Source organism: Ruegeria marisrubri, assembly GCF_001507595.1.
GTDB classification, from domain to species: Bacteria; Pseudomonadota; Alphaproteobacteria; order Rhodobacterales; family Rhodobacteraceae; genus Ruegeria; species Ruegeria marisrubri.
Genome location: NZ_LQBQ01000001.1, coordinates 333026 through 353001, shown reverse-complemented (window position 1 = coordinate 353001; position 19976 = coordinate 333026). Strand labels below are relative to the sequence as shown.

Here is a 19976-nt window from a genome sequence, read left to right as displayed (position 1 = left end):
GGCAAATTTAGGCTGCTTTGCCTCAAAATAAAAGTTTTGTGTTGCTCAGTATTTTGAGCTATTCAAGCTCAGAAAACAACGCAACTCTGGGGGAGGCGCCAATGTCTCGCACTGATGAACTCAAACAACGCCGGGCCTCTGCCGTGGCAACTGGCGTGGCGACGCGCGGCATTTACGCGGCGCGGGCCGAGAATGCCGAATTGTGGGATGTCGACGGCAGGCGGTTCATCGACTTTGCCGCCGGGATCGCGGTCAACAACACGGGGCACCGGCACCCCAAGGTCGTTGCCGCCGTGGCCGCTCAGGCCGAGGCCTTTACCCATACCTGCTTTCACGTCGCCCCCTTCGAGGCCTATCTGGATCTGGCCGAAAGGCTGAACGCCGCGACACCGGGCGATTTCGACAAGAAGACGATGCTGGTCACCACCGGCGCCGAAGCGGTGGAGAACGCGGTCAAGATGGCCCGCGCCCATACCGGCCGCTCGGGCATCATCGCGTTTTCGGGTGCGTTCCACGGACGCACGCTGATGGGCATGGCGCTGTGCGGCAAGGTTGCACCCTACAAGAAGTCCTTCGGCGCCATGCCACCCGAAATCCACCACGCGGTCTTCCCGAATGCCTATCACGGCATCACGCCGGAAATGAGCCTGGCGCAACTGGATCAGCTCTTGAAATCCAGCATCGACCCCGAGCGCGTCGCGGCCATCATCATCGAGCCGGTTCAGGGCGAAGGCGGCTTCAACATCGCGCCGCCCGAATTCCTTCGTGCCTTGCGCAAGATCGCCGATGACCACGGCATCGTTCTGATCGCCGACGAGGTTCAGGCCGGCATGGCGCGGACCGGCAAGTTGTTCGCGATGGAACACGCGGGGGTCGCCGCCGATCTGGTGACCATGGCCAAAGGCCTGGCCGGAGGATTCCCGCTGTCGGCCGTCACCGGCCGCGCCGAGATCGTGGACGCGGCGCCGGTGGGCGGCATCGGCGGCACCTATGCCGGCAACCCCCTGGCCGTCGCGGCAGCCAACGCCGTGCTTGACGTGATCGCAGAAGAGAGGCTGTGCACCCGCGCCCAGGAAATCGGCCAGCGCATCAAGGATCGCCTGACCGCGATCGCGGATCGTCCGGGCATGAGCGCCATCGGGGATGTGCGCGGCCTTGGCGCGATGATTGCCTTCGAACTGGTGACCGACCGCGCCACGCGGGCGCCCGACCCGGCGCTCACCCAGGCGATCGTGGCCGAGGCCGAGGCGCGCGGCCTGATCATCCTGCCCTGCGGCACTCGGGCCAATGTCGTGCGTCTGCTGCCGCCGCTGACCACGCCCATGGCTCAGGTCGACGAGGCGCTGGATATCCTCGACGCTTCGCTCGAGGCAGCGATTGCCAAGACGGCGCAAGCCGCCTGAAACGCCTCCGCAGGGTGTCCGTGCCCCTGCGAGGCTTCAGGGGGAAGGTCTCCGCTCTCACCTTCCCCCGCCCCACTTTCGGAGACTCCGTGATGAAGAAGAACCTCATTGCCGGTGAATGGCTTGGCGCGTCCGACGTGACCGAGAATCGCAACCCGTCCGACATTTCGGATCTCATCGGGCTCTACGCGCGCGGCACCGCCGACGACGTGGACAAGGCAGCGAACGCGGCGCGCGCGGCGCTGCCGGGATGGGCGGCGGTCAGCCCCCAGGTGCGGGCCGACCTGCTGGAAACGGTCGCCCAGCAACTGCTGGCCCGCGCCGAGGAGATCGGCACCCTGTTGGCCCGCGAAGAAGGCAAGACCCTTGCCGAGGCCAGGGGAGAGACGATCCGCGCGGCGCAGATCTTTCGGTTCTTTGCCGGCGAAGCCCTGCGGATCAGCGGTGACGCAGTCAATTCCGTGCGCCCCGGTATCTCGGTCGAGGTCACCCGCGAACCGGTGGGTGTGGTCGGCCTGATCACCCCATGGAACTTCCCCATCGCCATTCCGGCCTGGAAGCTGGCCCCGGCGCTGGCCTATGGCAACACCGTCGTCATGAAACCGGCAGAGCTGACACCGGGCTCGGCGCATGTGCTGGCCGAGATCCTGCAGTCGGCCGGGGTTCCCAATGGCGTGTTCAACCTGGTGATGGGCCGCGGATCGGTGGTCGGCGACGCCATGGTGAAACACCCCGAAATCGACGCGATTTCCTTCACCGGCTCGGTTCCCGTCGGGCGGGCGCTGGCGGTCGAGGCGGCCAGGGGATTGAAGAAGGTCCAGCTTGAAATGGGCGGCAAGAACCCGATGGTGGTTCTGGATGACGCCGATCTGGATGTCGCTGTCGAGGCCTGCCTGAATGGTGCTTTCTACTCGACCGGTCAGCGCTGCACCGCCTCGTCGCGCCTGATCGTGCAGGCGGGCATCCACGACGCCTTTGTCGAGCAGCTCACCGCGCATTCGCAGGCCCTGCGGGTGGGCAACCCGCTGGATGCGAACACCCAGATCGGGCCGGTGGTGTCCGAGGGCCAGTTGCAAAACAACCTGGCCTATGTCGAGCTCGCCCGCGCCGAAGGCGCCGAGGTGATCGGCGGCGAACGTCTGAACGGGGAAACCGAGGGCTATTTCCAGCGCCCGGCCCTGTTCCTGAACGCCACCAACGCCATGCGGTCGAGCCGAGAAGAAATCTTTGGCCCCTGCGCCAGCGTCATCAAGGTGGAGGATTTCGACGAGGCCCTGACGGTGGCCAACGACACCGAGTTCGGTCTGAGCTCGGGCATCTGCACCACAAGCCTCAGGCACGCGCGGGAATTCCGCCGCCGGTCCGCCGCGGGGATGGTGATGGTCAACCTTCCGACGGCGGGTGTGGACTATCACGTGCCCTTCGGCGGCCGAAAGGGCTCGTCCTACGGCCAGCGCGAACAGGGGCGCTATGCCGCCGAGTTCTACACCGCCGTCAAGACGGCCTACGAGTTCGCGGGGTGAACCGATGTCTCAGAACGCCATTCTTGCCATCAATCCCGGCACCACAACGACCCGCTGCGCGCTCTACGCGGTATCGCGCAGCCAAGTCGAGGTGATCGCCGAACAGACGCTCGACCATGACGAATCCATGATGGCAGGTTTCCCGACCATCGCATCGCAACTCGGGTTCCGGGCAGCTCAAGTCGAGGCGTTCCTCGCAGAACATCTTGGCAACTACGAACTTCTGGCCTGCGCAGGTCGTGGCGGTATGTTGACGCCGGTTCCGGCGGGTGTCATCGAGGTCAACCCGGCCCTCGTCGAGTTCGCCCTGCACAACCCGGTCTACCACCATGCCAGCAATCTGGGCGCGCCGCTGGCCTACACACTCGCCAGCCAGCACGGCGCGCCGGCCTTCGTCGTGGACCCGGTGAGCGTCGATGAACTGTCCCCCGTGGCGCGGGAGTCGGGTTTCGAGGAAATCCCGCGCTTCTCCTTCGTTCACGCGCTGAACATCCGGGCCTGTGGCCGCCGGCTGGCGCGGGACCTGAACAAACCCTTCGACGAATTGCGCGCGGTCGTCGCCCATCTCGGGGCGGGCTTTTCCATCGCGGCCCTGCTGAACGGGCGGCTGGTCGACAGCTCCAACCGGATGGAAATCTCTCCGTTCACGCCGGAACGGGCTGGCGGGTTGCCGCCTCTGCCTCTGATCGATCTGTGCTACTCGGGCAAGTACAGTCGCGAGGAACTGCTCTCGAAACTCTACGGCGGGGGCGGTGTTTTCGGGCTGCTCGGCACCAAGGACATCCGCCGGGTCGAGGCGATGATCGAAGGCGGCGACAAGAAGGCGGCGCTCGTCTTCGAAGCCATGCTGTATCAGACCGCCAAGGCGGTCGGAGCCATGGCCTCGGTCGCCTCCTTCGATCTCGACGGGATAATCCTGACCGGCGGCCTGTCCAACAGCGCCCGCGTCACCGGCTACCTGACCGACAAGCTGTCGCGTCTGGCTCCGATCCATGTCTATCCGGGCAGCGATGAATGCCGCGCGCTGGCCGAAGGCGCGGCGCGGGCCGTGACCGGCGTCGAAACGCCTCTGAAATGGCCCGTCGTTACAGAAAGGCAGGTGGCGTGATGACCCTGCGCAGCTTTGACGATCTGCGCGCCGCCGCGCTGAAACGCGGGCCTCTGCGTCTGGCGGTGGCAGGCGGCGAGGCGCCCGAGATTGCCTCGGCGGTCATGACATTGATCGGCGACGGGCTGGTGGCCAGCGCCGTTGTCACCGGTGATCCCGATGTCATGACCCCACTGTTCCCCGCACCGCTGCCCGACACCGTCACGTTTCGCAGAGCCGAAGGCCCGCAAGCCTGCGCGCGCGAGGCCGTCGCGGCAATTCGCGAGGGGCTGGGCGATGTTCTGATGAAGGGGCAAGTTGACAGCACCTCGTATCTGCGCGCGGTGGTCGATCGCGAAACCGGCCTGAGGACCGGCGGGGTGCTGTCGAATGTCACCGTGGCCGAGATGCCCTCGATGGACCGGCTGATCGCCGCGACTGACAACGGCATCCTGCCCGTGCCGGATCTGGACCAGAAACGGCAGATCGTTCTCAATACCGAGGCGCTGTTCCGCGGCCTCGGAGTCTCACCGGTCAGGGTCGCGGCAGTCTGCGCGACCGAAAAATCCTCGGATGCGCTGCCGGCCACGCGGGATGCCGAAACGCTGGCCCGAGAGAGCCGGTCCGGTCTCCTCAACGGTTTTCAGGTCGGGGGGCCAATGGGCTATGACGTGGCCATCTCGCCCGATGCGGCGCGGACCAAGGGGCTGCAGGACATGCCCGCCGCCGGATCGGCGGATCTGCTGCTGTTCCCGACCATCGACGCGGCCAATGCGGTTGCCAAGGCCTGGAAATATCACGGCGACGCCCGGACCGGCTCCATCGTTCTGGGGGCCAGGGTTCCGGTTCTTTTGAACTCCCGCTCGGACTCGGCCCAGCGCCGGGTCAACGCGCTGTTGCTGGCGACAGCGGTTCTGGCGGGAAAACGGGCATGACCATCCAGACCGTCGGCGTGATCGGCGCCGGGCTGATGGCAATGGCACCGCACATGTCTTTTCTTTGCGACGTCCGGCGACGAACCTCCTCGACGACTTGTCCCAGGATGCGCCGTCCAAGGCACGGGCGCGGATCGACCCCGACACCGCGCGTCAGGTCGCCAAGGGCCAGTTGACGGATGAGGCCCGGTCCCAGGCCCTGGGCGACGTGACCCTTCTGGCCGCCGATGGCTCTGCCGCCGCAGCCGGCGAAGGCGGTTCGGCCCCGGTCGAGACCGTGCCGGTCAATCCCGCTGTTGAATGCAATTGGGGTTGCGCTGGAACTCGGACGGCGTGACCCCGAACTTTGCCTTGAACAGGCGCGAGAACTGGGCCTGATCGGCAAAGCTGAACCGATAGGCAACCTCAGAGATCGGCAGATCGCGCGAGGCCTCAAGCCGGTCGCGCGCCGCGATCAGGCGCTGATCGCGGATCTGCTGGCTGACGGTGCCGTTCACATCCTTGAACAGGTCATGAAGATACCGTTTGGAAATGCCGCAGGCCTCGGAAATCAGGTCGGGCGACAATTCCGGGTTCTTCAGATTTTCACGAATGAAACGCTCGACCCGCGTCAGATGCGCCGCACGCACCGAGGAAAACCCGCTGTCCCCGGCGTCGGCTGCATCGTTCAGCGCCAACCCCAGCAATTCCAGCAATTGCCGCCCGATCGTCTCGCAGGACGCGACCGACAACGTGTCGATCTGGCTTTGCGCGTGGTTGACCATCGTCGCGAACAGACCGGCGGTTCCGGTCGTTGCGTCGATCACCCGGGCGCAGAACCGGTCGGGCTGGCGGACGCGCTCGGACAGCGCCTTGCGGCTGACCTTGAGAACGAACAGGTCGTTGGGCCGTTCGTAGAAGAACCGGTAGGGCTCGTCGCCGCGTTCGATGATGAAACCGCCCGGGTCGCACCGCACGTCCCGGCCCAGTTGCCGGAACTCGACCGAGCTCGTGCGCGGCAGGGTCACCAGGTATTCCTCTTCGCGCGCCTCGCGGATGTGCGAGCGGCGGCGCTCGTAGTTCACCGGATCGGATGTCAGGCGCGACATGCCCACATGGCCCAGCGATTTCCGGGTCAGCCGACCATTGAAATGCATCGGGTCGTGGAACTGCAACTCCAGGGGAAAATAGGACTCGCAGATCACCGCGTTCCAACGACTGGAACGGTGCTGCGGCTCTGTCGCAGCCGTCGAGAAGCGAAGCTCGGCGGTCATTTCTCGTCCTCCCTGACCCAAGGTTAACTGCAAACCACACGCAGGCCAAAGGATTTCAGCCGTGCTGCGCTGTCCGTCAAACCTTCCTGCGCTGAGCGACAAATTTTCCTGCGCCGCCCGTCAATCGCTTGTGCACGGATCGTCAAGACCGCTGCGCGGACGTTCGGCAATCCTGTTTGTCGAGATCGACGTGCAGGAGGAGCACGCCGGATCGGGAGGAGAGTCCAACACCCCGCCGGCGGGCCCTTTGCACCCAAGCAGAGGACCAAGAACCGATGACAGCAAGACAAGTCGACCCGATCACGCTTTCGGTGGTGAGAGGCGTTCTGGAGACAACGCAACGTGAAATGACGCTGGCGCTGGAAAAGACCGCGCGCAGTTCCGTCTTCAACCTGGCGCATGACTATTCGACCGCGCTGTTCAACCACACGCCCGAAATGATCCTGCAGGGGCAGGACATTCCGATCCACCTCGGCTCGCTGATCCCGGCGATGAAGGCGGTGGACAAGTTCTTTGCAGGCGACATCCACGAGGGCGACCTGATCCTGCACAACGACCCCGACTATGCGGGCAGCCACATCATCGACACCTGCATGTACTACCCGGTGTTCTACGAGGGCGAGCTGGTGTTCTGGACCGTGTGCAAGGGACACCTGACCGATATCGGCGGCCCGGTTCCCGCAGGCTACAACCCCGAGGCCAAGGAGATCTTTGCCGAGGGCCTGCGCATCCCGCCGGTCAAGATCTGGGACAAGGGCGTGCCGCGCGATGACGTATTGAACCTGTTGCTCACGAACATGCGGGCCCGCCGCGATCAGGAGGGCGACTTCAACGCGCTGATCGGCGCCTGCCAGGTCGGCGCCCGCAACCTGATCGCGCTGATGGACAAATACGGCAAGGACACGGTGCAGGACTGCATCGAGGAACTGCTGTCGATGGCGAACCGGCACATGAACAGCCTGATCGCCAAGGTGCCCGACGGCAGCTACAGGGGCACGGCGGTGCTCGAAGACGCCGGCCATGGATTTGGCGATTTCGACATCACCGCAACGGTCACGATCAAAGGCGAGAGCTGCCACATCGAGATCGAGAGCCCGCCGCAGATCCCCTATTTCATCAACTCCTACGAGGGCAACAGCTATTCCGGTGTCTATCTCGGCCTGATGATGTTCGCCCAGTTGCCGCCGCCCTACAACGAAGGGCTCTATCGCAACGTGACGGTGGACATGGGGCCCAAGGGCACACTGTGCAACGCCAAGCCCCCTGCCCCGCACATGAACTGCACCACCACCCCGATGGAGACGCTGACCGACGCCGTGCGGCTGGCCTTCGAGCAGGCAGCGCCCCACAAGGTGTCGGCCTCGTGGGGGCATGCCAATGGCTGCAACATCGCCGGTTGGGACACGCGCCACGACGAGGAATACGTCACCATGGTGCTCGCCTCGATCATCTCGGGCGCCGGCGCCACCGCCAGCCAGGATGGCTGGCACGCCTGCGGCCCGGAATGCTGTTTTGGCGCGCTGACCTCGGGCGACATCGAGATGCTGGAACATTCCTACCCGATCGTCATCCACGAATACGGGCTGATGACGGACTCGGGCGGCGCCGGCAAGTTCCGCGGCGGCTCGGGCACCCGCTGGGAGGTCGAGCCGCTGGATCGTGACATGACGCTGGTCACCTTCGGCGAAGGCCGCCGCATTCCGGCAATGGGCGCGGCTGGCGCGCAGTCGGCCATGGTCGAGAAGAAGGTCGGCCGCCTGGAAGTCACCCGCAATGGCGAGACGCAGGTCATCACCGACAACGTGATCGAGACCATCCGTCCGGGCGAGCGCGCGGCGAATATCAACCCCGGCGGCGGCGGCTATGGCAACCCGTTCGAGCGTGACGTGCAGAAGGTGGTGGCCGACATCCGAAACGGACTCGTTTCCATCGAAGGCGCGCGGCTCGATTACGGCGTCGTCATTGCCGACCCCGAAACCCTCACCGTCGACGAGGCCGCGACGGCCAAGGCCCGCGCGGCCGCTTGAACCACCTGATACGAAAGGAATTTCCCCATGCGTAGCAAATATCGTCTGGGCATCGACGCCGGAGGCACCTTTACCGATTTCATCCTCGCCGACGCGCAGGGCTCGGTCCGGATCTTCAAGGTGCTCTCGACACCGACCGAGCCGACCAAGGCCATCCGCAACGGCCTGCAGCTGATCACCGAGGAAACCGGCCTGAGCGCGGAAGAAATCGTCTCGAACTCCGATCTCTGCATCAACGGCACCACCGTCGGCCTCAATGCGCTGATCACCCATACCGGGGCCAAGACCGGCCTCATCGCCACCAAGGGCCACGAGGACAGCATCGAGATCCGCCTGGGCCACAAGGAAGACGGCTATCGCTATGACCCCGACTATCCGCCCGCGACCATGCTGGTGCCGCGCCACCTGCGCAAGGGAATCCGCGAGCGGGTGATCTCGGACGGTTCGGTCAAGGCGCCGCTCAACGAGGACGACGTGCGCGAGGCCTGCCGGTATTTCATCGCCGAAGGCGTCGAATCGGTCGCCGTCAGTTTCGTCTGGTCGGTGCTGCACCCCGAACACGAGAACCGCGCGGCCGAGATCGTGCGCGAGATGATGCCGGATGTGCGCCTGACCATCGGCAGCCAGCTCTATCCGCAGGTGCGCGAATACACCCGCACCTCGACCGCCATCGTCAACGCCTATCTGGCGCCGATCCTGCAACGCTATGTCGAGGCGATCGACGCCTATTTCCGAGAACTGGGCTCGAAACACCCCGTCCGCTACTTCCAGTCGAATGGTGGTCTGGCGCTGGGCAAGGTCGTCACCGACCAGTCCGTCTATGCGATCAACTCCGGCCCGGCCTCGGCGCCGCAGGCGGCGCTGGACGTGGGCAAGCCCTGGGGCGAGCAGAACATCATCACCTGCGACATGGGCGGAACCTCGTTCGACATCACCCTGACCAAGGACGGCAAGGCCAACGTCAACAAGAACATCGACTTCCTGCGCTATCGCATCGGCATCCCGATGATCCAGGTGGAGACGCTGGGCGCCGGGGGCGGCTCGATCGGCTGGATCGATGACATGGGACTGATGCAGATGGGGCCCCAATCGGCGGGCTCCGAGCCTGGCCCGGCCTGCTATGGGCAGGGCGGCGAACGCCCGACCACCACCGACGCCAACCTCGTGCTGGGCTATCTCAACGCCGACGGCCTTGTCGGTGGCCGCCTGCCGCTGGATCTGGAAAAGGCCCGCGCGGCGATCAGGACCCATCTCGCCGACCCGCTGGGGATCAGTGTCGAGAAAGCCGCCTATGGCATGTTCACCATCGTCAACAACAACATGGTGAACGCGATCCGGCGGGTTTCGGTCGAACGGGGCTACGACCCGCGCGATTTCGTGCTGATGGGCGCAGGCGGCGCCACGGGGGCGCACATCACCGCGCTGGCGCGCGAGATGGGCATCTCGAAGGTGCTGATCAACAAGCTCGCCTCGGGGCTATGCGCCTACGGCCAGATCATCTCGGACGTGAAGTACAACTACATGGCTCCTGCCCCGCTGCGCCTGCAGGGCGCCGAGGCGGCCAAAACCCTCGATGATCTTTTCAACGGGCTCGAGGCGCGGGGCCGCGAGGACCTTGCCGGCGACGGATTTTCCGATGCGGAAATCTCGATCAGCCGCACGCTGGATATGCGTTATGTCGGCCAGGTGCACGAATGCACCGTGGAAATCGGCCCGTTCGAGGTCACTGAGGCGTCGCTCGAGGACATCAAGGCCGCGTTCCATGCCCGTCACAAGGAACTCTACACCTATGACGAGCCGCACAACGCCGTCGAGGTGGTGAACGTCGAAAGCGCGATCACCGGCCACGTGGCCAAGCCTGAACGCATGCACATCGCCCCCGGCCGGGGTGCCGCCGCCGCGTTGAAGGGACATCGCGAGATGGTGTTCAACGCCGATGGCATCGCCCAGAACACGCCGGTCTATGATGGCTCGGTGCTGGGCGCGGGCGACACGCTGCACGGTCCGGCGGTGATCGAAGAAGTGACCACCACCATCGTCGTCGAGCCGGGCTGGACCGTCAGCCTGCACGAGACCGGCACCTATGTCCTGACCGTCGATCAGCCTGCGCTGCAGGCGGAGCCGGCGAAAGAACTGGTCGAGGCGTGAGAGATGCGCGCCAGGGTGCATAACGGGCCTTCCCTGTCCGCGACCGGGGTGACGGTGGCTTTCGGCGGCTTCAAGGCGCTGACCGATGTCTCCCTCACCATCACCCCGGGCGCGGTGCATGGGCTGATCGGGCCGAACGGTGCCGGAAAGACCACCATGGTCAACGTGCTGACCGGGTTTCAGGCCCCGACGACCGGCACCGTGAAGCTGGGTGAACGCAACATCGGCAACCTCGCGGCGCATGCGCTGCGCCGCGAGGGGGTCGCCCGCACCTTTCAGGCCGGGCGGCTTTTCACCGGGCTCGACGTGCTGGACAACCTTGCGGTCACCGGTGTCGGGCTGGGGCATTCCCGCCATGCTTCCGAGGTCGAGGCGCTGCGCATCCTCGACTGGATGGAAGTGCCGCATCTGGCCGAGAAGCCCGCGGCTGGCCTGCCCTATACCGACGAGCGCCGCGTCGGCATCGCCCGCGCGCTGATGTTCGCGCCGGCCTTTCTGCTGCTCGACGAACCCGCCGCCGGCATGTCCGAGACCGAGGCCGCCGATCTGGCCGGTCTCATCCGCCGGGTCGCCGAGGAACTGGGGACCGGCGTGCTGCTGATCGAGCACAATGTCGAGCTGGTCCTGTCGGTCACCAGCCATGTCTACGTGCTCGACGCAGGGCAACTCATCGAAGAGGGCAACCGCGCAGCCATAACCGCAAGCCAGCGGGTGCGCGACGCCTATTTCGGCGCCGATCAGGAGGCCGCGTGATGTCCAAGCTTGGCGTTTTCGACATATCCGTGCGCTATGGCAAGGTGCCGGCGATCACCGACCTGACCTTTCACCTCGAAGAGGGCGAGCGGGTCTTCATCGCGGGGCCGAACGGCGCCGGCAAATCCTCCCTCCTCAATGCGATCTGCGGCAGGGTGCCCACCACCCATGGCCGGATCGAGATGGACGGCGACCTGCTGACCGGCCGCGCACCCGAGGCCATCGCCCGGCTCGGCCTGTCGATGGTGCCCGAGGGGCGCGAGATCTTCGGCAGCCTGACGGTAGAGGAAAACCTGCGTGTCGGCACCGGCATCCGCCGGGACGCCGAGGCCGTTGAGACCGACATCGAGGAAATCTTTGCCGCCTTCCCGATCCTCGGCGAGCGCCGCCGCGCCGCCGCAGGGGCGCTGTCGGGCGGCCAGCAGCAGATGCTCGCCATCGGGCGGGCGCTGATGACCAATCCCAAACTGATGATGGTGGACGAGCCTTCGCTGGGGCTGGCCCCGAAAATCGTCGATCAGGTCTATGACACGCTGGTCGCGCTGCAGGAGGAACGCGGCCTGACCCTGCTCATCGTCGAGCAGAGCTCGTTGCGCGCGGCCCGTGTCGGCGGCCGCATGGTGCTGATGCGGGGCGGCCGGATCGTCGGCGAGGGCAATGCCGCCGACATGGCTGACCGCGATGCGCTGGCGCAGGCCTATTTCGGCAACACCCAACCGGAAGCGGAGGAGGTGGCATGACCAATCTCGCCCAACTCTTTTTCGACGCGGCTTCGCTGGGCGGTCTCTACGCCATGGCCGCGCTCGGCATCGCGCTGATCTTCGGTGTGATGAACCTGGTGAATTTCGCTCATGGCGAATACATCGCCTTCTGCGTCTTTGCCCTGATCGTCCCGTCAACCGACGCCGTGGCCGTTATGCTCCTCGGCCGTGCCCCGGCGCTGCTGCTCGTGCCGCTGGTGCTTTCACTTGGCGCGGCAATCGCGATCGCTTCGGAATATGCCGTGTTCCGGCATTTGCGGCGGGCGGACCCGGTGGCGATGATGATCTCGTCCTTCGCTCTGGGATTCGTGATCCGCAACGCGCTGCTGGCCATCTATGGCGGGCGCCCCAAGGCGATCAGCCTCTGGCCCGAACTCAATACCCCCGTCGCGATCGTGGGGGCCGACGTGCCGCTGCTGCAACTCATCGTCATTCTGACCACGCTCCTGGTGGTCGCGGGACTGGCGGGACTGCTGAAGAAAACCCGGCTGGGGCTCGAGATGCGGGCGGCGGCCGAGAACTTCACCATGGCGCGACTGCTGGGCGTGAAGGCCAATGTGGTCATCACCGGAGCCTTCGCCCTGTCCGGCGCGCTGGCCGCCGCCGTGGCACTGATCATGGCCACGCAAACGGGCGTGGCCGACGTGCGGATGGGCGGGCAGATCATGCTGGTCGCCTTCATCGCAACCGTGATCGGCGGGCTGGGCTCGCTGCCCGGTGCGGTGGCCGCCGGGTTCCTGATCGGAGCCGCCTCTGTGCTGTTGCAGGCCTTTCTGCCGCTCGACGCGCGCCCCTTCCGCGACGCCTTTCTCTATTCGCTGGTGATCGTCTGCCTGCTGGTTCGCCCGCAGGGCCTGTTCGTTCCCGCCTCTGCCAAGCCGAGGGTCTGACATGCCATCCCAACACGCGCAAAACCGCCTTGCCGCCTATTCGACGCCGCTGATCCTGTCGGCCGTCCTGCTCGCCTTTGTCCTGCTGGTGGTTGTCCTCGACGACAAGGCGCTGGCCCGCACCGCTGCCGAGGCCCTCGTCCGTGTGACGCTGGTGGTCGGGCTCTGGATCTTCGTCGGCAATTCCGGTGTCATCAGCTTTGGTCATGCGGGCTATATGGCGATCGGCGCCTATTGCTCGGCCTGGCTGACGCTCAAGCCGCAAAGCAAGGCGCTGTTCCTGCCCGATCTTCCGCCCTGGCTGATGGACGCCCAGTGGCCGGTCTTTCCCGCCGCCATCGCCTCGGGGCTGCTCGCCGCCCTTGTCGCGCTGCTGTCCGGCGCGGCCATCCTGCGGCTGTCCGGGATTGCCGCCTCGATCGCCACCTTCGCCTTTCTCGCCATCGTCAACACGGTCTATTCCAACTGGGAAGGCGTGACCGGCGCGACGTCTTCGGTTGTCGGGCTTGCGCGCTATGTCGATCATTGGGTGGCGCTGGCCTGGGCGACAGCGGCGATCGTCGCGGCCAATCTCTACGCGAATTCCGCCTCGGGTCTCGCGCTGCGCGCCACTCGTGAAGATGAAGTCGCCGCCCGTGCCTCGGGCATCGACATGTACCGCCACCGGCTTTGGTCGCTGGTCATCTCGGCCTTTTTCACCGGCATTTCGGGGGCGCTTCTGGGTCATTCCATCGGCGTTCTGAACCCCGACAGCTTCTACCTCGGCATCACCTTCATCTCGCTGGCCATGCTGGTCGTGGGCGGAATCGGCAGCCTGTCCGGCGCCGTGACCGGGGTGCTGTTGTTGTCGCTGCTGATCGAGCTGCTGGTGCGCGCCGAACGCGGCATCACCGTGGGCGGCGCCGAGTTCGCCCTGCCCTCGGGCAGCCAGGAGATCCTGATCGGTGTCGCGATGATCGTCGTCCTGATCCTGCGCCCCGCGGGTCTGACCGGCGGACGCGAATTCAAGCTGCGGCTGTCAGTGCCGCGCATCCCGCTCTCGCAAGAGCCAACTTCAACCAACTGAGGAGAGACAACCATGAAACGACTGGCATTGGCGTCAGCCATCTCTGTACTGGCCATGCCTGCCCTGGCAAGCGACATCACCGTCGGATTCGCCATCGCGCAATCGGGCTGGCTGGAGGCCTATGACACCCCCGCCGCCACCGCCGCGAAGATCCGCATCGACGAGATCAACGCCAATGGCGGGCTGCTGGGCCGGCAGATCAAATGGGTCGAGGCCGACACCAAGACCGATCGCCAGCAATCGGCACGCGCCGGGCTGCAGGTCATCGACGAAGGCGCCGACATGATGGTGGTGAGCTGCGACTACGACTTCGGCGCGCCTGCCGCGCTGTCGGCCGAGACCGAGGGCATGGTGTCGTTCTTCCTCTGCGCCGAGGACGTCAAGGCGGGTATCCAGGGCGTGGGGCCGCACTCGTTCTCGGGTTCGGTTCTGGCCGCAGTGCAGGGCGCAACCATGGCCGAATGGAGCCACGCCAAGCGAGAGGCCCGGACCGGCTATGTGCTGCTGGATACGACGATCGAATACAACAAGGGCATCTGCACCGGGTTCGACTGGATGTTTCCGCAACTCGACGGCACGGAGATCGTCGGCCGCGACACCTTCAAGAATGACGACGCTTCGATCGCCAGCCAGATCACCCGCATCAAGGCCCTGCCGGAAGAACCGGACGTGATCATGCTGTGTTCCTACATTCCCGGCGCCGCCTCGGCGGTCCGGCAGATCCGCGCGGCCGGAATCAACTCTTTGATCCTCAACGGATCTGCTGTGGACGGGTCCTATTGGCTGGATGCCACGCCGGACCTGTCGGGGTTCGTGGTGCCGGTGCAAGGGTCGATCTATGGCGACGACCCGCGCCCCGAGGTCGAGACCTTCAACGTGGCCTACGAAAAGGCGACCGGTTCCCGCCCCGCCAGTTCCTACGCCTATCCGGGCTATGTCCTGATGGACCTGTGGGCCAAGGCGGTCGAGCGGGCCGGCACGCTGGATGGCGCGGCTGTCACCGCCGAACTCGAGAAGATGAAGGGCGAGAACACCGCCTTTGGCCCGCGCAGCTTTTCCCAAGAGCTTCATCACCAGAACGCGGCGGAAATGCAGATCATCGAGATCACCGACGGCAAACCGGCGGCAGTTGACAGCTGGACGATCAGTCAGCCCGTTCCGCTGGACGTGCTGTTGAACTGATTTCACGTCAAAACTGACCATCACGACGCCCTTCTTCTGGAAAGAAGGGCGTCTTGTCGTTGCCTTCGGCGTGGCGGTCGCTCCGCTCTTGTCCCACCAGTCGGGAAAGGTACGCCGCTAGGCAGCCCGCATCGCCTCTTTCGGCAGCATGATCGGGAACTTGCGGCGGATTTCCTCGTCCAGCTTGCTGCCGAAATAGTTGGGATAATGGCTTGAAAGGATGTCCTTCACCACGCCCCGGCTGCGCTCGAACAGGTCCTGCTTGCCCGCCTTTTCCCAGGTGTCGGTCAACTCCCGATCCATCAGGTTGGGATAGACATACTCGGTCTCCATGTATTGCAGCGTCTGAGGGTTGCCAAGGAAGTGCCCCGGATCGACCGCGCAGTCATGGATCACGTCCACCGACAGGGTGTCATCACTGACCTCGATACCGCGCAGGGTGCGCGAGATCATGCCCGCCGCCTCATTGTCGACCACCATCGATTCAAAACTGCAACCCATCAGGCTGCCCATCATGCCGCCGAATTCGCACAGCCTGTTGGCCCCGGCATGGGCCGCCAGCGCAAAGGTCAGCGCCTTTTCCAACCCGTATTGCGCGTCGGGGATTTTCGAATCCGTCATGCCGCAGCCGACGCTGGTGGGCAGGTTGTAGAAATTGCCCATCTGGATCGCGGCGGCCGAGATCAGGGCCTGCTCGCCGCTGCCGCCGGTGAACGAGCCGGTGCGCAGGTCGGTGATGAAGGGCCAGGCGGCAAACACCACGGGCACGCCGGGATTGATGAGGTTGGCTATCACCACGCAGGACAGCGTCTCCGCCACCGCCTGCGCGAGCGTGCCGGCCAGCGGCGCAGGAGACGTCGCCCCGGCCTGCGGCGGCACCGCCAGATCGGCCACCAGCCCCATCCTGGCGGTGTCGATCAGGATTTCCAGGTTTTCACGCCCGAAGCGCAGCGGCGACACGATGGGGCAGCCACCGAAGATCACCGAAGGTTTCTTGAGGAAACTGCCCTCGCCCCCCGAGGCCATGTCGAACAGCTCGATCGCGGGCTTGATGTGCTCGCGCGTGCGGAAGGTCAGGCAGGCGGGTTTCTCGCTGGCGGCCAGCATGGAATAGACCATGCTCATGTCGTGCTGGTAATCCTCGGGCACGTCAGTCGCCAGCACGGTGTCGCCCAGCATGTGGATGTTGTCGAGCCTGTCCACCAGCCGGGTGAAGTCGTAGATATCCTTGAGGGTCGAGGGGCGATAGCTGCGGGTTTCCGCATCAAAGGTCGTCACCGCCGTGCCAGAATTGGCGTAATAGACCTTTTCCTTGGTGCAGTGCATGTCGTCCTTGCCCGCGCGCGAGCCGCGGGCGTGGACGTAGAACTCGCTGGCGGCCTGTGCCAGCATGTCCTCGGTCAGGGCGCGCGGAAAGCACAGCCGCCCGTGTTCGTTCAGCGTCGCCCCCTTGGGCAGCACCAGATCCAGCAGTTCCGGGATCGGATCACCGACCCCTGTACGTTCGAGGATCGTCAACGCAGCGTCATGGATACGCGCCATGTCCACGTCGGACAGCGGCTTGTAGCGTCCGCCCGGAATGCCAGGCCAGATCGCCTGCGAGGCGGCATTGCTGGTGCGCACCGCGGCCCGGGCCTCGCGTCCGCCGCCCCGCCGCCGCACTCTGCGTTCAGTTGTTTCCGACATGTTCGAACTCCGGTCTGGTGTTGTAGCGAGCGCCGCGCCCTTGGCCCGGTGCGGTTTCGAGGGAAATGATTTCCCGGCGATAGATGTCCTGGGCGACTTCGGCCGGGTCGCGCTCGAAATTCCGGGCGGCCATGTGCCCGGCGTAAACGGCATCGGCAATGAGACCCGGATTGGCGGCATCCCCGATCAGTTCCAACGTGCGCAGCGGCGCATCCGGCAACTGCCGCAAGTCTTCGAAAAGGCTGGTATTGCGCTGGCGCTCGGTCACCATCAGGACGCTGGCACAGTCAACTCTCTGCGGCTTGTCGCTGTAAACGCAGGACAATTCGCCATGTTCCGCACCGACGCGCGCCAACCGATGCAGGGGAACGATGCGCACCCCACGCTCGATCAGGCTGCGCTGAACGCGGGATTGTTCCAGCGTCAGTTCGGTGAAGGGCGAGACGACCGCCGCAGGCGTTGCGAAGATGACCTCGTGCCCTGCCTCGGCCAACTGCTCGGCCAGCACACCGCCGATATAGCCCTGATCGTCGTCATAGATCAGAACCGGCCCTTGCGGCGGCACGGTCCCGTCCATGATGTCATCCGGCGTCAGGACGGTCATGCCGGCCGCGATCTCGACCCCGCGCTTGGCCGTCCGCCCGCGCCCGTCGCGGCGCCAGTGCGAGCCGGTGGCGACGAAGACATTCGGGATACCTAGCTCGACAACGTCAGAGGCGCTCAACCGGCTGTCGGTGAACATTTGCACATTGCCGCGCTGCTGAAGGTCGTAGACGCGGTGATCCGAGACCCGCTTCCACGCGGAAAGACCCAGCAGCGAGGCCTCGCGCGGCACACGGCCGCCCAACTCCGGGGACGCCTCGGCCAGCGTCACCTCGTAGCCACGGCGCGCAAGCTGCATGGCGCATTCCAGCCCGGCCGGACCTGCCCCGACCACCAGCGCCGCCTCTTCCCTGCCCTTCGGTGCGATGATCTCGGGGTGCCATTTGCGCCGCCACTCCTCGCCCATGGTGGGGTTCTGGGTGCAGCGGATCGGGATGCCCAGCGTGTCGGACGAAACGCAGATATTGCAGCCGATGCATTCTCGGATCTCGTCGATGCGCCCCTCCTCGATCTTTTTCGGCAGGAACGGGTCGGCGATCGAGGGCCGGGCAGCACCGATGAAATCCACGATCCTCTTGCGGACCATCGACACCATCAGGTCGGGCGAGTTGAGCCGCCCGACGGCCACCACGGGCTTGGAGGTCACCTGCTTGACGAATTTGATGTAGTCAGTCTGAAAGCCGTCCTGCGGCTGGAACCGGGTGGTCTGGCTGTCATTGCTCCAGTCGGCGACGTTCACGTCCCAAAGATCGGGCAACTCGGACAGCATCTCGACGACGGCGCGGCCTTCCTCATGCGCCTGCATGCCGTCGCCCCCCATCATCTCGTCCACCGCAAAGCGCAGCGCCACCGCGCAGGTATCGCCCACGGCCTCTTTCGTTTCCTCCAGCAGCTCGCGCATCAGCCGCGCGCGGTTTTCCAGCGAGCCGCCATACTCGTCCGAGCGGTCATTGAACTGCGGCAGCAGGAAATGCTGCGGCAGGGTCATGTGGTGGCCGGCATAGACATAGATGATGTCAAACCCCGCATCGCGGGCGCGCAGGGCCGCGTCACGGTGCCATTTCCGGAACTCGCGGATGTCGGACTTGTCCATCGCGCGGGCCTGCTTGGGGTAAGGCGTCTCGAGCGACATGTCCGAGGGCGCCAGCACCGGCGCGCGGGTCAGGTGGTTCTGCGCGTGGTGACCGTTATGGGCCAGCTGGATCGCCGCCAGCGCCCCCTTTTCATGGACACCCTCCGTCATCAGGCGCAGCGCCGGCAGGTCGCGTTCGTCCCAGATGCGGTTCTCCGCGTATGGCGACAGGTCGGAGGTCGGGTGGATCTCGGTTTCCTGCGTGGACACGACGGCCCAGCCGCCCTCGGCCTTCATGGCGCGCATGGCCGCCTCGGCCTGCGGGCGCAGATGCCCCAGCCCGTTGCAATGCGGCACCTGGTAGAACCGGTTGCGCGCCGTCACCGGGCCGATCCGGACCGGCTCGAAGAGAATGGAATACCCGTTAGCGCCCGACATGGCAGCGCTTCCTCCAGAAAATTGACATTTCGCCTTTTGAAATTCGGGCGGGGGTCTAGCGTGAGTGGCGCCCCCGCTCGGCCAGATCAGAACCCGGCCTTGATGCGCTCGAACTCCTTGAGCATTTTCGCCTCGAGCTCGGGCTTCACCGCATCGAAGAACAGGCTGCCTTCGAAAAAGCTGTCCACATCGGCAAACCCATAGGTTTCGATCAGCTCCTGATCCGCGCTCTTGAACGCATCGGCGTTGGAATGCGCGTAGCCCCAGCTTTCGATGATGTATTTGCCGCTGGCCTCGGACGTCAGGGCGTTGAGCATGTCATAGACCTGTTCGACCGGCTGCTTGGACGATTTCAGATGCACGTATCCGCAGACCCAGGTGGCAATGCCCTTGTTCACGTCGCGCATCATCACAGCCGGCGTTTCATTCCAGATCAGGTTCAGTTCCGACTGGTTCCAGCCCCAGCCCATCTCGACCTCGCCGCTTGCAAGGGCCTGATCCAGCTGACCCGCATCCGACCAGTAGAACCGCACGTTCGGATGGATCGCGCGCAGGAAGTCCGACGCCTTCTGGAACTCCTCGTCGCTCATGTCGGTGTAGCTGGACACGCCGGTCGCCAGCGCGGCCAGGGCATAGGCGCTGGAGGCCGCGTCCGGAATGGCGATCTTGCCCTGATAGGCCGGATCGGCCAGCAACTGCAGCGAAATGTCATCGCCCGAGATCATGTCGGTGCGATAGATCAGGCCGGTATTGCCCCATTCAAAGGGCACCATGTAGGTGGTGCCGTCGATGGTGATCCCGTCCACCTCCTTGATCTGCGGCAGCAGCTTGTCCCAGTTGGTCAGCTTGGAGGTGTCGATCGGCTGCAACAGGTCCGCCGCGACCCATTTGCGCACCGCGTCGCTGCAGGGGTGTGCCAGATCGGCCTCGAAGCCCGACTGAAGCTTGGTGAAGGCCTCTTCCTGGCTGCCGAAATAGGTATAGCTGGGCGGGCCGCCGTATTTCTCGACATACGCGCCGAAAAAGCCCGGATCCTCGTAACCGGACCAGTCAAAGACCTGCAGGTCGGCCGCATCGGCCAGCGCCGAGGTCGCCAAGCCAGTTATGGCAAGTGCCCCGAGTATCGTGCTGGTTTTGAGTTTCATTTTC

16 protein-coding genes are annotated in these 19976 nt (G+C 65.1%); 12 read left to right on the top strand and 4 right to left on the bottom strand.

Annotated elements, in window-relative coordinates; translation table 11 throughout:
- Positions 1-101: 101 nt before the first annotated feature.
- From gabT to AVO45_RS19615, 5 genes are all read left to right on the top strand, one after another.
- Positions 102-1403 (top strand): 4-aminobutyrate--2-oxoglutarate transaminase, encoded by a 1302-nt coding sequence (gabT, locus tag AVO45_RS01660; RefSeq protein WP_068343870.1) that lies wholly within the window; start codon positions 102-104, stop codon positions 1401-1403.
- A gap of 92 nt (positions 1404-1495) precedes the next feature.
- Entirely contained in the window at positions 1496-2926 is a 1431-nt protein-coding gene (locus AVO45_RS01655; protein ID WP_068343859.1) for an aldehyde dehydrogenase family protein, read from the top strand.
- Between the two features lie 4 nt (positions 2927-2930).
- Positions 2931-4034 carry a butyrate kinase gene (buk, locus tag AVO45_RS01650; protein WP_068343848.1) on the top strand — a complete coding sequence of 368 codons (1104 nt, stop codon included), beginning with the start codon at positions 2931-2933 and terminating at the stop codon, positions 4032-4034.
- The gene (locus AVO45_RS01645) at positions 4034-4948 is read left to right on the top strand and encodes a phosphate acyltransferase (RefSeq protein ID WP_068343846.1); all 915 of its coding nucleotides are present in this window, start codon (positions 4034-4036) and stop codon (positions 4946-4948) included. The genes buk and AVO45_RS01645 overlap by 1 nt, the downstream gene beginning before the upstream one ends.
- A gap of 97 nt (positions 4949-5045) precedes the next feature.
- On the top strand, positions 5046-5285 hold the full coding sequence (locus AVO45_RS19615) for a hypothetical protein (protein WP_157770078.1): 240 nt from the start codon (positions 5046-5048) through the stop codon (positions 5283-5285).
- Here AVO45_RS19615 and AVO45_RS01640 read toward each other — a convergent pair.
- Positions 5233-6201, bottom strand: a complete 969-nt coding sequence (locus tag AVO45_RS01640; RefSeq protein ID WP_068343843.1) for an AraC-like ligand-binding domain-containing protein — start codon at positions 6199-6201, stop codon at positions 5233-5235. The two genes, AVO45_RS19615 and AVO45_RS01640, sit on opposite strands and share 53 nt — an antisense overlap.
- A 275-nt stretch (positions 6202-6476) precedes the next feature.
- Between AVO45_RS01640 and capB the strand changes: the two genes are divergently transcribed.
- Genes capB through AVO45_RS01605 form a run of 7 tightly spaced genes read left to right on the top strand, consistent with a single transcriptional unit; the run spans position 6477 to position 15028 of the window.
- Positions 6477-8228: a caprolactamase subunit beta gene (gene capB / locus AVO45_RS01635; protein WP_068343841.1), complete on the top strand. Its 1752-nt coding sequence runs from the start codon at positions 6477-6479 to the stop codon at positions 8226-8228.
- A gap of 27 nt (positions 8229-8255) precedes the next feature.
- The gene (capA, locus tag AVO45_RS01630) at positions 8256-10376 is read left to right on the top strand and encodes a caprolactamase subunit alpha (RefSeq protein ID WP_068343837.1); all 2121 of its coding nucleotides are present in this window, start codon (positions 8256-8258) and stop codon (positions 10374-10376) included.
- 3 nt (positions 10377-10379) lie between these two features.
- Positions 10380-11129, top strand: coding sequence for an ABC transporter ATP-binding protein (locus AVO45_RS01625; RefSeq protein ID WP_068343834.1), 750 nt, complete (start codon positions 10380-10382; stop codon positions 11127-11129).
- Positions 11129-11869, top strand: a complete 741-nt coding sequence (locus AVO45_RS01620; protein WP_068343831.1) for an ABC transporter ATP-binding protein — start codon at positions 11129-11131, stop codon at positions 11867-11869. The genes AVO45_RS01625 and AVO45_RS01620 overlap by 1 nt, the downstream gene beginning before the upstream one ends.
- A complete protein-coding gene (locus AVO45_RS01615; RefSeq protein ID WP_068343829.1) occupies positions 11866-12780 on the top strand; it encodes a branched-chain amino acid ABC transporter permease in 915 nt (304 codons plus the stop codon). The genes AVO45_RS01620 and AVO45_RS01615 overlap by 4 nt, the downstream gene beginning before the upstream one ends.
- Position 12781: 1 nt before the next feature.
- On the top strand, positions 12782-13846 hold the full coding sequence (locus tag AVO45_RS01610; protein WP_068343826.1) for a branched-chain amino acid ABC transporter permease: 1065 nt from the start codon (positions 12782-12784) through the stop codon (positions 13844-13846).
- 12 nt (positions 13847-13858) lie between these two features.
- Positions 13859-15028: an ABC transporter substrate-binding protein gene (locus AVO45_RS01605; RefSeq protein ID WP_068343823.1), complete on the top strand. Its 1170-nt coding sequence runs from the start codon at positions 13859-13861 to the stop codon at positions 15026-15028.
- Between the two features lie 117 nt (positions 15029-15145).
- Here the strand turns inward: AVO45_RS01605 and AVO45_RS01600 are convergent, their stop codons facing one another.
- The 3 genes from AVO45_RS01600 to AVO45_RS01590 all read right to left on the bottom strand — a co-directional run bounded on the left by AVO45_RS01600 (position 15146) and on the right by AVO45_RS01590 (position 19972).
- Positions 15146-16714 carry a trimethylamine methyltransferase family protein gene (locus AVO45_RS01600; protein ID WP_068343821.1) on the bottom strand — a complete coding sequence of 523 codons (1569 nt, stop codon included), beginning with the start codon at positions 16712-16714 and terminating at the stop codon, positions 15146-15148.
- Complete coding sequence (locus AVO45_RS01595) at positions 16698-18827, bottom strand: oxidoreductase (RefSeq protein ID WP_082688619.1); 2130 nt, start codon at positions 18825-18827, stop codon at positions 16698-16700. Before AVO45_RS01595 ends, AVO45_RS01600 begins: the two co-directional genes overlap by 17 nt.
- An 86-nt stretch (positions 18828-18913) precedes the next feature.
- The gene (locus tag AVO45_RS01590; protein ID WP_068343817.1) at positions 18914-19972 is read right to left on the bottom strand and encodes an ABC transporter substrate-binding protein; all 1059 of its coding nucleotides are present in this window, start codon (positions 19970-19972) and stop codon (positions 18914-18916) included.
- Between the last annotated feature and the right edge of the window lie 4 nt (positions 19973-19976).

Coding starts and splice junctions, on each gene's coding strand:
- gabT (WP_068343870.1), top strand. CDS start 102: ATGTCTCGCACTGATGAACTCAAACAACGCCGGGCCTCTGCCGTGGCA.
- AVO45_RS01655 (WP_068343859.1), top strand. CDS start 1,496: ATGAAGAAGAACCTCATTGCCGGTGAATGGCTTGGCGCGTCCGACGTG.
- buk (WP_068343848.1), top strand. CDS start 2,931: ATGTCTCAGAACGCCATTCTTGCCATCAATCCCGGCACCACAACGACC.
- AVO45_RS01645 (WP_068343846.1), top strand. CDS start 4,034: ATGACCCTGCGCAGCTTTGACGATCTGCGCGCCGCCGCGCTGAAACGC.
- AVO45_RS01640 (WP_068343843.1), bottom strand. CDS start 6,201: ATGACCGCCGAGCTTCGCTTCTCGACGGCTGCGACAGAGCCGCAGCAC.
- capB (WP_068343841.1), top strand. CDS start 6,477: ATGACAGCAAGACAAGTCGACCCGATCACGCTTTCGGTGGTGAGAGGC.
- capA (WP_068343837.1), top strand. CDS start 8,256: ATGCGTAGCAAATATCGTCTGGGCATCGACGCCGGAGGCACCTTTACC.
- AVO45_RS01625 (WP_068343834.1), top strand. CDS start 10,380: ATGCGCGCCAGGGTGCATAACGGGCCTTCCCTGTCCGCGACCGGGGTG.
- AVO45_RS01620 (WP_068343831.1), top strand. CDS start 11,129: ATGTCCAAGCTTGGCGTTTTCGACATATCCGTGCGCTATGGCAAGGTG.
- AVO45_RS01615 (WP_068343829.1), top strand. CDS start 11,866: ATGACCAATCTCGCCCAACTCTTTTTCGACGCGGCTTCGCTGGGCGGT.
- AVO45_RS01610 (WP_068343826.1), top strand. CDS start 12,782: ATGCCATCCCAACACGCGCAAAACCGCCTTGCCGCCTATTCGACGCCG.
- AVO45_RS01605 (WP_068343823.1), top strand. CDS start 13,859: ATGAAACGACTGGCATTGGCGTCAGCCATCTCTGTACTGGCCATGCCT.
- AVO45_RS01600 (WP_068343821.1), bottom strand. CDS start 16,714: ATGTCGGAAACAACTGAACGCAGAGTGCGGCGGCGGGGCGGCGGACGC.
- AVO45_RS01595 (WP_082688619.1), bottom strand. CDS start 18,827: ATGTCGGGCGCTAACGGGTATTCCATTCTCTTCGAGCCGGTCCGGATC.
- AVO45_RS01590 (WP_068343817.1), bottom strand. CDS start 19,972: ATGAAACTCAAAACCAGCACGATACTCGGGGCACTTGCCATAACTGGC.